11 protein-coding genes are annotated in these 12,177 nt (G+C 61.5%); 5 read left to right on the top strand and 6 right to left on the bottom strand.

Going from position 1 to position 12,177, the window contains the following annotated elements:
* Window positions 1–11: 11 nt before the first annotated feature.
* A complete protein-coding gene (locus J5J10_RS13755) occupies window positions 12–989 on the bottom strand; it encodes an L-threonylcarbamoyladenylate synthase (protein WP_211930311.1) in 978 nt (325 codons plus the stop codon).
* 191 nt (window positions 990–1,180) lie between these two features.
* On the opposite strand from J5J10_RS13755, the gene J5J10_RS13750 reads away from it, so the two are divergent.
* On the top strand, window positions 1,181–2,251 hold the full coding sequence (locus J5J10_RS13750) for a GGDEF domain-containing protein (protein WP_211930310.1): 1,071 nt from the start codon (window positions 1,181–1,183) through the stop codon (window positions 2,249–2,251).
* A 22-nt stretch (window positions 2,252–2,273) separates the two neighbouring features.
* Here the strand turns inward: J5J10_RS13750 and J5J10_RS13745 are convergent, their stop codons facing one another.
* The gene (locus J5J10_RS13745) at window positions 2,274–2,879 is read right to left on the bottom strand and encodes a DUF6656 family protein (protein WP_211930309.1); all 606 of its coding nucleotides are present in this window, start codon (window positions 2,877–2,879) and stop codon (window positions 2,274–2,276) included.
* Between the two features lie 286 nt (window positions 2,880–3,165).
* Here J5J10_RS13745 and J5J10_RS13740 point away from each other — a divergent pair, with 286 nt between their 5' ends.
* Entirely contained in the window at window positions 3,166–3,597 is a 432-nt protein-coding gene (locus J5J10_RS13740; protein WP_211930308.1) for a BA14K family protein, read from the top strand.
* 59 nt (window positions 3,598–3,656) lie between these two features.
* On the opposite strand, the gene J5J10_RS13735 is transcribed toward J5J10_RS13740, so the two are convergent.
* The 4 genes from J5J10_RS13735 to J5J10_RS13720 all read right to left on the bottom strand — a co-directional run bounded on the left by J5J10_RS13735 (window position 3,657) and on the right by J5J10_RS13720 (window position 8,817).
* Window positions 3,657–5,204, bottom strand: coding sequence for a sorbosone dehydrogenase family protein (locus J5J10_RS13735; protein WP_249116909.1), 1,548 nt, complete (start codon window positions 5,202–5,204; stop codon window positions 3,657–3,659).
* 32 nt (window positions 5,205–5,236) lie between these two features.
* Window positions 5,237–5,677: a DUF2231 domain-containing protein gene (locus J5J10_RS13730; RefSeq protein ID WP_211930306.1), complete on the bottom strand. Its 441-nt coding sequence runs from the start codon at window positions 5,675–5,677 to the stop codon at window positions 5,237–5,239.
* Between the two features lie 104 nt (window positions 5,678–5,781).
* Window positions 5,782–6,777: a transporter gene (locus J5J10_RS13725; protein WP_211930305.1), complete on the bottom strand. Its 996-nt coding sequence runs from the start codon at window positions 6,775–6,777 to the stop codon at window positions 5,782–5,784.
* A gap of 126 nt (window positions 6,778–6,903) precedes the next feature.
* Entirely contained in the window at window positions 6,904–8,817 is a 1,914-nt protein-coding gene (locus J5J10_RS13720) for a PhoX family phosphatase (protein WP_211930304.1), read from the bottom strand.
* Between the two features lie 398 nt (window positions 8,818–9,215).
* On the opposite strand from J5J10_RS13720, the gene J5J10_RS13715 reads away from it, so the two are divergent.
* The 3 genes from J5J10_RS13715 (at window position 9,216) to J5J10_RS13705 (ending at window position 12,176) form a co-directional block, all read left to right on the top strand.
* Window positions 9,216–10,994, top strand: a complete 1,779-nt coding sequence (locus tag J5J10_RS13715; RefSeq protein WP_211930303.1) for an acyl-CoA dehydrogenase — start codon at window positions 9,216–9,218, stop codon at window positions 10,992–10,994.
* A 10-nt stretch (window positions 10,995–11,004) separates the two neighbouring features.
* The gene (locus J5J10_RS13710) at window positions 11,005–11,766 is read left to right on the top strand and encodes a crotonase/enoyl-CoA hydratase family protein (protein WP_211930302.1); all 762 of its coding nucleotides are present in this window, start codon (window positions 11,005–11,007) and stop codon (window positions 11,764–11,766) included.
* Between the two features lie 98 nt (window positions 11,767–11,864).
* Window positions 11,865–12,176, top strand: coding sequence for a hypothetical protein (locus J5J10_RS13705; protein WP_208548599.1), 312 nt, complete (start codon window positions 11,865–11,867; stop codon window positions 12,174–12,176).
* Window position 12,177 lies beyond the last annotated feature (1 nt).

The following is a 12,177-nucleotide window of genomic DNA, read 5'->3' as shown; positions in this document are numbered from 1 at the left end:
GTCCCTCTCTGTCAACTGTCCCTGGGTGCTGCGGCGCGCGCCAGACGGTCGTTGATCGCCTCTCCGAGGCCTGCCATCGGAATGGGAGCCACAGCGATCGTCCGCGCGCCAGCGGCATCGGCGCGTTTCATGAAATCGAAAAGGTTGGCCGCCGCCTCTCGCAAATCGCCGGAGGGGCTGAGGTTCAGCACCGCCGAAGCCCGATCCGCACCTGCCACCGTCACGTCGCCAAAAGTGATCAGCGCCTCGTCGGGCGATACGTCCGTCACATCGAGACGCATGCGGGCAGCGGGTGCGTAGTGCGATGCCAGCATGCCGGGAGCCTCGATGGCCGCGCCCGCAGACTGGGGCCGATCAACCTTGATCCCCGTGACAGTCTCGATATCTTCAACCGCGACGCCGCCGGGTCGCAACAGACGGATACGCCCATCCTCGACCTTCACGATGGTCGACTCGACACCGACGCGCGAGGCACCGTCGTCGAGGATCAGATCGATCCGGTCGCCGATATCCTCGTTGACGTGGCGTGCCGTCGTCGGGCTGATCCGTCCTGACAGATTGGCGCTCGGCGCGGCGAGGGGACGGCCGAAGGCAGAAATCAGGCGCCGCATGAACCCGAGCGGCACGCGAATGCCGACCGTATCAAGCCCCGCCGTTGCCAGCGGATGGATTGCCGAACCGTCCCTGATGCTGAGGACCAGCGTCAGCGGCCCCGGCCAGAAATGCTCGGCCAGCCTCCGCGACACCGGATCGAACACTGCATGACGTTCGGCCATGGCGAGATCGGCCATGTGGCAGATCAGCGGGTTGAACTGAGGACGCCCTTTCGTCTCGTAGATCGCGGCGATCGCTTTGGGATTGGTGGCATCCGCCGCCAGTCCGTAGACGGTCTCCGTCGGCAACGCGACGGGGTGGCCGGCGACAAGCAGGGTCAAAGCCTCCGTCAGGGCGACATCGCTTTGCTGTTCGATCGGTATCAGTTTGGCCATCAGTCCTGTCCGGCAGTTCAGGGCTCAATACCGCGTCTAGGGCTTGCTGATCAAACAGTCTTTTTCTCTGCTTCGGATCGTCTTGGACCGATCGTTAAACATTTAAGGATCGTTGTAAGAGAAAGATGGAATTCCTCGTGTACAGTCCGTTTCGTTCTGACCATCGTTTATCTTTCGGGGTATCCAAGTCGATGCAGCCATTGAAAAATCCAGCTTCCAGCATCGCGTTGCGGGTTGCGACCGCCATGCACCAGATGGGCATCGACGGCCTGCCGCGAAACTACGAATTGGTCTACGAAGCCTATTCGGGCAGCAACCCCGACCTGGTGCGCGACTTCATCGCCCTCGGGAAGAACAAGACTCAGGAAGCGCTCGACGAACTCGGCCGCAAATATCTGCCGCATCACCATGAGGAAGGTCTCCTGGCGCAGCAGAACGGCAAGGTCCGCGCCGAGATGAGCAGCTTCATCAGTCTCCTCAACGAGGAAAAGATATCGCTCAGCGACTACGGCCGGCTGATTGGCAACGCCTCGAAGGTGATCCTGACGGACGGCGCGATCGATCACGCCGAACTCGGCCAGTCGATCCAGGCGCTCAAGGTGGCAACGGAAAAGCGTGCCAGCGAGAACAGCAATGTCGTCCGCACCGTTGTCGGGAAGACAGCGGCACTGGCCGACATGCAGCGCCAGGCGGAAGATGCAGAAACGGCGAAATTCGTTGATCCGCTCACCGGTCTCGGTAGCCGCCGTGCCTTCAACAAGGCGCTCGCGAAGGTCTATGTGAACCCCGAGATGCCGGTCTTGTGTGGTCTCGCCGTCGGTGAAATCGATGACTATGCGCGCCTTGCGGAGCAAATGGGCCCGGCTGTCGGGGACCGTTTCCTGAAACAGGTCGCCAAGGTTGTCGAAGCCGTTGCCGGCACCGAGGATCTTGCCTGCCGTTTCGATGGAGGGCGCTTCGGCTTGTTGTTCTATACCAGCGATCAGGACGAGATCAGCCGCATCATCGAACTGGTTCGCTCCAAGTTGCGGGCGACCGCAGTCGTGAATTCCGGCTCGGGACGAGCGACCGGGCAGATCGGCATGTCCTTCGGCATCTGCTTGTCGCCGCAGGCGCCGAATGCGTTCGATTTCATGAGCTTCGCCGAGAAGGCACTGGCCACCTCCAAGGCTGCCGGCGGCAATACCGTCACGATTTACAGCGACGGCTCCTATGTTCCGAAGGATTGGCTGATCTACAAGAAGGAAGTCCGGCCAGCCTGAAGCTGGTCGGCTATCCGCCCACTCAGAGGCGATCGATGGCGGCACGCAGTTCCGGTGTCGCCGCGCCGAGCTTGAGCACGTTCTTCAGCGCCTCTTTTGGATCGTGCGTCCGGAACAGCAGCCCGTTGTCGCGGATGGAGCGATCGATCTTCAGGGTTTTCAGCGCCTTGTCAGGCTCGATGGCCACGGCGAAGTACATCCTCGAATATTGCGTCTGGATTTTCTCGAAGAACTGCTCCGCGTCGCCGATTTCCGAAAAGAAGTTGGCGATGTAGAACGACCATTTCACGTCGGCAAATTTCGCGAAGTTCGTCTTCGCAGCCGTGACGTGGCAGTAGCCGAGATGCGGGCTGTTTGCAAGCGTTCGGTGAAAGATGATCTTCGGGAACTGGATCGAGCGGTGAAAGCCGTTCAGGCGCGTATGTGTCGTCGTCGCGGCGTTTTCCAGTTTTCGGCCGGTCTTTTCAGCCACTTCCTCATAGGTGAGGTAGCGGCGCTCCTCCGGCAGCCAGTCGTCGCGGCGCCTTGATATCCGCCCGGTTCGCAGGAATTCCGAGTGGATGGCGGGCGGTAGACCCGGCTCCGGCGGTTTCTGATCGGTCTTGGCGTAGTATCTGAGTTTGGTCATGCCCCGGCCTCTCCGCCTTGTCGCGGCGAGCTTCATTCTAGTGCGTCGGTGTTAACGCCCGCTTGCTGGCGACCCTGCCACCGGTCGGTTTCGCGAAGCTTGCGGAAACCAAACGCGATCAGATGCGTTATCGGGGCAGCGAAAGCCCGAGTGCGAGATTTTCTTCCGACAACCTCGTTAATCCCGGGTTCAGCTTGGGTTTATTAGCATCTTAAAAGGCTGTGGAGAGCCAGAGCGTACCACTCGGGACGCTCGCCTCTCGATGAGCCCGCGAAGGGAGAAAGTCATGAAGATCTCGATCAAGAGCTTGGCGGCTATGGGACTCGCAGCGGCGATGGCTGCTACGAGCTATCTGCCCGCACAGGCGGCCATGCCGCTTCCGGCACCCGTTCTGCAGAAGTCGACGGATGTGACCCAGGTCCAATATCGTCGCCACTACAACAGGCACGGCAACGGCTATTACCGCGGCTACCGTGGCTATCGCCACCATCGCCACGGCTATCGCTACCACAACGGTTACTGGTTCCCGCTTGCAGCGTTTGCGACCGGTGCAATCATCGGCGGCGCGATAGCCCAGCCGGCACCGCCACGTGCGGCCGGAGTGAACCCGCGTCACTACCAGTGGTGCGCGAACCGGTATCGTTCGTATGACGCCCGGTCGAACACCTTCCAGCCCTACAACGGCCCCCGCCAGCAGTGCTACTCGCCCTACTATTGAGCGAGGCACGAGACAGTGAAGAAGCCCGGCCACCGTGCCGGGCTTTTTCGTTGCCTAAATCAAGGTGTCGGCGCGTTTGGCGGATCATCGCCGTCTTGCGTGGTTCCTGAAGGCTGGACGGCCGGCGCGATTTCGGTTTGCGCGGGGTTTGCTATACCCGTTTCCTGGTTTCCGCCCCGTTGGACCCCGGTTGATCCCCCGTCCTGAAATCCTTCTGCAGAATCGGTCTGATCCAGCGCCGACGTCGAAGCCTGCGGCGATTGCGGTGGCATTCGATCTGTTCCTATGGGCTCCGGAACGACCGTACCGTCTGCGGGCGCGACCCGCCAGACCGTATTGCCCGCGTCGTCGGCCACAAGCAGGGCACCAGTCCCGTCGATGCCGACACCCACTGGCCGCCCCCGTGCCTGATCGCCATCAAGGAAGCCGGTTACGACATCTTGGGCCATACCGGTCGGCATCCCGTTTTCGAAGGGGATGTAAACGACCTTGTAGCCGTTGAAATTCGTCCGGTTCCAGCTGCCGTGCTCGCCGACGAAGGCCCCGTTGGCATAGGCCTCCGGCATTGCAGACCCCATGCTGAAGGTCAGGCCCAGAGCCGCGACGTGGCTGGAAAGCGCATAATCCGGCTTGATAGCCGTCTCCACCATATCGGGACGCGGTGGATGGATACGCTCGTCGACATGGTTTCCGTAGTAGCTCCAGGGCCATCCGTAGAAGCCGCCCTCCTGGACAGAGGTCATGTAGTCAGGAACGAGGTTGGGACCGAGTTCGTCCCGCTCGTTGACAACGGTCCACAGCGCCCCGGACTGGGGGTTGATCGCAAGTCCATTTGGATTTCGAAGGCCGGAGGCAAAAACTTTGGCGGCTCCTGTCTGGCGATCAACGAGCCAGATGGCAGCACGACCTTTTTCGGCTTCCATGCCGCGCTCTGCGGCATTGGAATTGGACCCGACCGAGGCGTAGAGGAAACGGCCGTCGGGAGACAAGGCCAGATCCTTTGTCCAGTGGTGATTGATCGGGCCACCCGGCAACGGTGTCAGCACCGTCGGCTCCGCCGAAATCGTGTTTTCTCCCAGCTTGTAGGGATAGGTGAGGATCGCATCGGCTGCTGCGACATAAAGCGTATCATCGACCCAGGCCACGCCAAACGGGGAGTTGAGTCCGGTCAGGAGGTCGTGGCGCTCGTCGACGGTTCCGTCCCTGTCAGCATCGCGCAGCAAAGTGATGAGATTGCTTTCCTTGCTCTCTCCGCCGCCACCCTTGGCGAGAGACATGATCCACCCGCGGATGTAGTCCTTCGGGCGCTCGAGCGGTTTGCCTCCGGGCGCCTTGCCTTGCACTACCAGGACGTCGCCATTGGGCAATGTGTGGACAGTTCTGGGATTCGCAAGATCCCTTGCATAGGCAGTGACGGTGAAGCCCTCTGGGACGGTTGGCGTTTGCCCGTCTTCCCAGCCGACGACTTCCGCAACCTTGAGGTCCGGCATCAGTTCTGCGCTTGGCTCGGGCAGAACCGGATCTGGCCCGATCTGCTGAGAGATGTCGAAATCATCTGAATCGCCGCAACCCACAAGTAATACGGGGAGTGCGATCGCCGAGGCCATCAGGATGCGGTGGCGATTTTGGACGGGGTGTCTCATGGCAGCCTCCAGTGAATTGCGGTGCGGTGTTCGGCCGAAATGAAAACGGTGACTACGATGACAATGACCGTGACCGCCGAGAGGATGAGGCCATAGGGCACGACCGCGGTCCATCCATCGCCGGCGTGGACGAAGCTGTTGACGAATGCGAGCACGAGGGTCGCGACGAATGCGATCACCGCCGACAGTGTCGGGCGCATATCAAGTGTGCGGGGACGCAGAAGATCTATCGCGCCGGCAATGAGAGCCAATGCCCCGCCCACCAGACCGGCAAAGAGAAGCCAGGCGGAGAAGTTTTGCCACATCAGATATGACGACTGCCAATAGGCGATGTCGGTGAGAAGGGCGAGAAAGAAGCAGACGAATGGAAAAGGGACGAACAGCCCGGAAAGGGGGTATCCCCTGGCGGTCAGGGCCAAAGCTGGCGACGTGCTCATCGAGCGCCTCCCGTTATTGTTTTGATTGGACACAGAAGGTCGTACGGATGAGACGCGGTTTTGTTCCATCCCGTCCAGGAACAGGCGTGGGTCAGGAACGATAGCTAGAGTATCCCGGCGCGCCGCAGCACAAGCCAGGACAGAAAAACTGAGAAAGCGATGAAGCCAAAAGCGCTCAAGGTACCGTGAAGCCCGTCCGCGAACGGAAGGCCGGTCGTGTTCATGCCGAAAAAGCCGGTCACCAGTGATGCCGGCAGCAGGAAGGCCGTCATCAGCGACAGGATATAGAGATGCCGGTTGGTCTCTGACGATAGCTTCGAATCGATTTCTTCGTGGAGCAGGCGGGCGCGTTCCTGCAGAGCATGCACATCGTGGTCCACTGACTCCAGCCGGGCGCACAGCCGTCGCGCGACCTCATCGAAGCCGAAAGGCATGTCTTCCTCGTCGCTGGCGGCGGCGCGGCGCATGAGCGACAGCAGCGTGCGCAGGTGGCGATAAAGCCGCACCACCACCCGCCGCACGGAAGCCAGTTGGCGGCGCTCGTCCCGCAGTTCGCTGTCGTAGACGATATCCTCAATGGCGTTTAGCTCCTCGGTCATCTCCATCACGACCTTGATCAGGCCGCGCTGAAACTCCGCGACCAGCATCTCGAACAGTTGCATCGGGTTGGTGCACTTGGCAGGATTCTTTTCAAGCGCCGTACGCACTCTGTCGATGGAGCGGATCGGTTGCAGGCGGCTGGTGATGATGAACCGGTCCGAGAGCGCGAAATGCAGCCAGCCGATGTCCCGCGTCTCGGCATCGAATTCCCGCTGGAAATCGACCAGCGTCCCGAAGGCCAATTGTTCGTCGACGGTGACCGCTGCATGCGTTTCATGTGTCGTCAGCGCGGTATGCGCTTCGGCTGACAGTCCCGGAAAGTCGTCGAGGAAAGCGCTGACCCGCGTATCGACGAGGTTGAGATGCAGCCAGAGAAACCCGTTTCCGTCGGCGAAAGAGGGAAGTTCGCCGTCCGGCTCCAGGCGATTTGCCGTGCCGCCGGCCGGGTCGACATAGTAAGCCCAGACGAGGCCGGGAATGGAACGGGTTGGCGACAACATGAGCAGCTTTCCTTGATTGCTGGCCGGTCGCGAGAGGCGCCGCTGAACGATTTCTATCGATGTGCATCGCAAACGAAAAGCGCGCCGTCGCCGGCGCGCTTCCAAGTTGGTGGCACTGTGCCGGTATCAGCCGACCAGCGCGTTATCTTCGCGGCGGATCGCCACAATTGTCGACCGGGGTAGCTTGCCGTCGCCATCCGGGAAGGGAGCGGAAGGATGCTGGATGCCCGCGAACATGGTGCGCTTGTCGGCCGTCCAGGTCAGGCCCGTGACTTCCGAACCCTTCGGGCCGGTGAGAAAGCGTTCGATACGGCCGGTGACGGGATCGCCGGCGAGCATCTGGTTGTTGCCCTGGCCGGCGAAATCGCCTTCGTTGGAATCTTCGCCGTCCGTCAGGATCCAGACGAGACCGGTTGAGTCGAACATCATGCCGTCAGGCGAATTGAACATGTTGCCTTCGTTGATATTGGACGAACCGGCATAGAGCGTGCCCTGGTGCACGGCGGGATTGCCCGCCATGGCGAACAGGTCCCACTTGAACGCTTCGCTGGTATGGTCTTCCGCGTCCGGATACCAGCGGACGATCTGGCCATACTCGTTCTTTTCGCGCGGATTGACGGCGTTGAGGGCCATCTCGTCGCCGCCGGCATTGGTGCGCAGCTTGCCATCCTTGACCTCGCCGCGACGACTGTTGTTGGTCAGGCAGCAATAAGCCTCGATGGCGACCGGGTTGACGGCGACCCACTCCGGACGGTCCATGGTCGTTGCGCCGACCTTGGAGGCGGCCATGCGGGTGAAGACGCAAATCTCGTCCATCTTCATGCCGGTCGATTCTTCCGTCAGCGCCAGCCACTGGCCAGTGCCGTCGTCGGAGAACTTGGCGACGTAGAGCGTGCCCTCGTCGAGCAGCTTGGAAGTGTCGCCCCCCGGAACGTAGATGCCGTTGGAGACATACTTGTAGAGGAACTCGCCACGCTCGTCGTCGCCCATGTAGACGACTACGCGACCGTCGCGGGCAATGGTGACGGCAGCGTTCTCATGCTTGATGCGGCCGAGCGCGGTGCGCTTGATCGGGGTCGAAGAGGCGTCCGACGGATCGATCTCGACGACGTAGCCGGCGCGACGCGGTTCGTTCGGGTTCTTGGCGACATCGAAGCGCTCGTCGAACTTTTCGTAGGCGTAGCGGGTTTCAGCGGCGATGCCGTATCGCTTGTAGTCGTCGGGCATCTGGAATTCGGCATTCGTGGTGCCGAAATAGCCGTTGAAGTTTTCTTCGCAGGTGAGGTAGGTGCCCCACGGTGTCTTGCCGGCGCCACAGTTGTTGAAGGTGCCGAGGGAGTCGGTTCCGTTGGGATCAGCTGCGGTTTTCAGGAGCTCGGAGCCTGCTGCGGGACCCGAGATCTTCATTGGTGTATTGTGATGGATGCGGCGGTTGAACGGGCTGTCGAGCACGATTTCCCAGCCGTTTTCCCCTTCGGCGATTTCCATGACGGTAACGCCCTGCATGTTCTGCAGGATCTTCACGTCGTCAGCCGACTGCGGCACACCTTCCGGCGCGTGCGGCAGGTTGATTTCCGGATTGACGTATTCGTGGTTGACCGCGATGACCTGATGGGTGCCGATCAGGAAACTCTCCATGCCATCGGTGTTTTCCCCGAAGACCTTGTCGGAATGCTCGACGGAAACGGCCTTCTCGTGGTCGATATCCGGAACGTTCGAGAACAGCGGCTGGCCCCACTTGGCAAGCGGCTTCCAGCTATAGCCTTCCGGCACATGCACGGTCGCATCCGTCTGGATCGCGATCGGCTTGAACGGGAAGCGCGAGGCGGCTTCCTGCGCCTGGGCCGATGTGGATGACATCAGGTTGCCGAGCGTGCCCATGGCGGCAGCGGCAGAGCCCATGGCGAGAACGCCACCGAGGAAGCCGCGGCGCGAAATTGCGGATTCGACGACGCGGTCGAAATCGGTCACGGCCGGGGGCGGATTGTGCAGTTCGTCCCACTCGTCCCACGATAGGTGGTTCTTGTTCACTTCGGTCATGATGGCCTCCGAGAGTTGGTTTCTGGAATGGTTCCAATCTCTGGACTAGTCACACCGGGTAACAGCGATGTGACGAAATCCCGGCAATGCGGTGGATCAGAATTCACTCATCAAGAGCGAAGCTGCAAGAGGGCAATATTCACGGCTCTAAGTGTTTGACGTCCCTTGCTATTGCCGGTCCGGGTCGGTCGCCGAAATATGCTGCGTTATGGTCCGTTCACATAAGCTTGTTCGCGCGCCGATAGGTTCTTGGCGTGTCCTCGGCAGGAGGGTAAACGAACTTCCAAAAGATTTGACGTTTACGTAAAAATCAACTAGCCAGAAGGATGATTAAGCCGCGCCTCCTGGGTGGGAGTCTGGGCGTGGCATAGAGCATACGCCAGATGGAGGAGCACGTCATGTACAAGGCGCCCGTTGAAGAGATCGCGTTCACCCTGAAGCACGTCGCAGGCCTTAGCAAGGCCATTGAGGACGGCAAGTTGGGCGACCTCAGCGACGACCTGGTCGACGCGATCCTGACAGAAGCCGGCCGCTTCGCCTCCGATGAAGTCGCCCCGCTCGCCGAAATCGGTGACAAGGAGGGTGCCCGCATGGTCGACGGCAAGGTCGTGGTTCCCGATGGCTGGGACAATCTCTATCGCGCCTGGGCCGAAGGCGGCTGGAACTCCCTGACCGCATCCGAAGATTTCGGCGGGCAGGGGCTTCCCCATATGCTGAACGTTGCGGCGCTCGAAATGTGGAATTCCGGCTCCATGGGCTTTGCGCTCGGACCGACGCTCACCATGGGCGCAGTAGATGCCGTCACCGCCCACGGCTCAGACGAATTGAAGGCGAAGTACCTGCCGAAGATGGTGTCCGGCGAATGGACCGGCACCATGAACCTGACCGAGCCCCATGCCGGCTCCGATCTCGGCGTCATGAAGTCCCGCGCCGAGCGCCGCGATGACGGCACCTACCGCATCTTTGGACAGAAGATCTTCATCACCTGGGGCGAGCACGAGATCACCGAGAACATCATCCATCTGGTTCTCGCACGCCTTCCGGATGCGCCCGCCGGCACGCGCGGCATCTCGCTCTTCCTCGTGCCGAAATACCTCGTCAACGACGACGGATCCATCGGCGCCCGCAACGATCTTCACTGCCATTCGCTGGAGCACAAGCTCGGCATCCATGGCTCGCCGACCTGCACCATGATCTATGGCGACGGCAAGTTCGGCGACGAGCCGGGCGCGATCGGCTATCTCATCGGCGAGGAAAACAAGGGCCTCGCCTGCATGTTCACCATGATGAACAATGCCCGCCTCGCTGTCGGCATGCAGGGTGTCGCCATCTGCGAAGCTGCCACCCAGAAGGCCGTGCAGTATGCGAAGGAGCGCACCCAGGGCAAGGCGCCCGGTTGGACTGGGCAGGGCATGTCGCCGATCATCGAACACCCGGATGTCGCCCGCATGCTGGTGACGATGAAGGCGCTGACGCAAGGCTCCCGCGCGATCTGCTACGTCTGCGCCCACGCCACAGACATGAGCCATCACGCAGACGGCGATGAGGCCCGTCATTGGGCCGAGCGCGCAGCGCTGCTCACCCCGATCGCCAAGTCCTTCGCCACCGACGCCGGCGTCGATGTCGCCTCGCTCGGCATCCAGACCCATGGCGGCATGGGCTTCATCGAGGAAACCGGTGCTGCCCGCTTCTGGCGCGACAGCCGCATCGCCCCGATCTACGAAGGCACCAATGGCATTCAGGCCGCCGACCTCGTGACGCGCAAGTTGCCGCTCTCGAACGGCAATCACGTCCGCGGCTTCATCACCGAGCTGAAAGAAATCGTATCCGTTGTCCGCACCTCCAACCTCGAAGGTTTCGGCGACAGCGCAGCCCGTCTCGACGCAAGCCTCGCCGACCTCGAAGACACCACAGAATGGCTGCTCTCGCAGTTGGCCGCCGGCAATGCCTCGGCCGCACTGGCAGGCGCCACACCGTACCAGCGGCTCTTCGGTCTCGCGTTGACGGGCGTCTACCTCGCCAAGGGCGCGCTCGCCGACGAAGACCATGGCCGGGACAACCGTCTCGCGCTCTGCCGCTTTGCCGCGGAGAACCTGATCGCCGAGACCGCGGCGCTGAAGGATCGCGTCATCAATGGCGAGGCGAGCCTCAACGCCGCGCGCGCTCTTTTTGCTTAAGGACCGTCCAATGACCGACCACATTCTCATCGAACGGCCCGACCAGCATCCCGGCGTCCTCATCCTGCGCTTCAACCGCCCGGACAAGAAGAACGCGATCACCCAAGCCATGTACCAGAAGCTGACCGCAGGTCTTCTTGAGGGCGAGCAGGACGACTCGATCCGCGCCATCGCCTTCCTCGGAACCGAAGGCTGTTTCTCTGCCGGCAACGACATGGCCGATTTCCTCGGCTTCGCCATGTCCGGCGCCGTCGGCGAGCCGGCCGCCTTCGGCCTGTTGAAGGCACTCACCGAAGTTACCAAACCGCTGGTCTCGGGAGTCGATGGTCTGGCCATCGGCATCGGCACGACGCTGCACATGCATTGCGACCTGACGGTCGCCTCCGACCGCAGCCTGTTCAAGACGCCCTTCGTCGATCTGGCTTTGGTGCCGGAAGCCGCTTCCAGCTTGATTGCCCCGCGCATCATGGGCCACCAGCGCGCCTTCGCCATGCTCGCCGCCAGCGAAGGCTTCTCCGCTGAACAGGCCCGCGAGGCAGGTCTCATCTGGAAGGTTGTCGCGCCCGATCAGGTCGAGGCCGAAACCCTGAAGATCGCGTCCTCGCTCGCGTCCAAGCCGCCAGCGGCGATGAAGATCGCCCGCGCCTTGGTCAAGGGCAGCGCCGACGAGGTTCGCGCCCGCATGCAGGAGGAGCTCGTCCACTTCGTAGCCCAGCTGAAGAGCGCCGAAGCCCGCGCCGCCTTCGAAGCCTTCATGAAGGGAAGAGGATGACGTCAAAGCCCATCTCCGCCTAAAATGGAACGAAATCGCGCGGCAGGGTTTGAACTGAGACCGGTCGCGCGGTGCGGCCAACGAGGGTTTGGAAGAACATGTTCAAGCGTATTTCCGTCGCCATGATGATTGCGGCTATGACGACTTCGGTTGCTGTCGCGGACCAATTGCTGCCCGCGCAGTCCTACCAGTTGGCACAGGTGCCACAGGACCCTGACTTCAACGGAAGCATCCAGAACGGAGATTCAGATCGTCCTGGCTATCGGCCCGGCTATCGCCCGGGTGCGGTTCGCGACCGATACTACTGTGTTCTCTCCAGCGGAAGCTATTGCTCCGCCGGGGAGCAGCGCGTCGGCGGCGTCTGCCGGTGCCCGAACCAGATCGGCAGCGGACGCGTGATCGTCCGCTGAA

The sequence above is a fragment of the Ciceribacter sp. L1K23 genome (assembly GCF_018122705.1).
Classification (GTDB): domain Bacteria; phylum Pseudomonadota; class Alphaproteobacteria; order Rhizobiales; family Rhizobiaceae; genus Allorhizobium.
The sequence above is the reverse complement of the archived record's forward strand: the minus strand, read 5'-3'. Positions and strand labels throughout refer to the sequence as shown.

Excerpts from the sequence above, each read along its gene's own strand:
- J5J10_RS13710 (WP_211930302.1), top strand. The coding sequence starts at position 11,005 with ATGACCGACCACATTCTCATCGAACGGCCCGACCAGCATCCCGGCGTC.
- J5J10_RS13755 (WP_211930311.1), bottom strand. The coding sequence starts at position 989 with ATGGCCAAACTGATACCGATCGAACAGCAAAGCGATGTCGCCCTGACG.
- J5J10_RS13735 (WP_249116909.1), bottom strand. The coding sequence starts at position 5,204 with ATGGCCTCGGCGATCGCACTCCCCGTATTACTTGTGGGTTGCGGCGAT.
- J5J10_RS13730 (WP_211930306.1), bottom strand. The coding sequence starts at position 5,677 with ATGAGCACGTCGCCAGCTTTGGCCCTGACCGCCAGGGGATACCCCCTT.
- J5J10_RS13715 (WP_211930303.1), top strand. The coding sequence starts at position 9,216 with ATGTACAAGGCGCCCGTTGAAGAGATCGCGTTCACCCTGAAGCACGTC.
- J5J10_RS13745 (WP_211930309.1), bottom strand. The coding sequence starts at position 2,879 with ATGACCAAACTCAGATACTACGCCAAGACCGATCAGAAACCGCCGGAG.
- J5J10_RS13725 (WP_211930305.1), bottom strand. The coding sequence starts at position 6,777 with ATGTTGTCGCCAACCCGTTCCATTCCCGGCCTCGTCTGGGCTTACTAT.
- J5J10_RS13740 (WP_211930308.1), top strand. The coding sequence starts at position 3,166 with ATGAAGATCTCGATCAAGAGCTTGGCGGCTATGGGACTCGCAGCGGCG.
- J5J10_RS13720 (WP_211930304.1), bottom strand. The coding sequence starts at position 8,817 with ATGACCGAAGTGAACAAGAACCACCTATCGTGGGACGAGTGGGACGAA.
- J5J10_RS13750 (WP_211930310.1), top strand. The coding sequence starts at position 1,181 with ATGCAGCCATTGAAAAATCCAGCTTCCAGCATCGCGTTGCGGGTTGCG.
- J5J10_RS13705 (WP_208548599.1), top strand. The coding sequence starts at position 11,865 with ATGTTCAAGCGTATTTCCGTCGCCATGATGATTGCGGCTATGACGACT.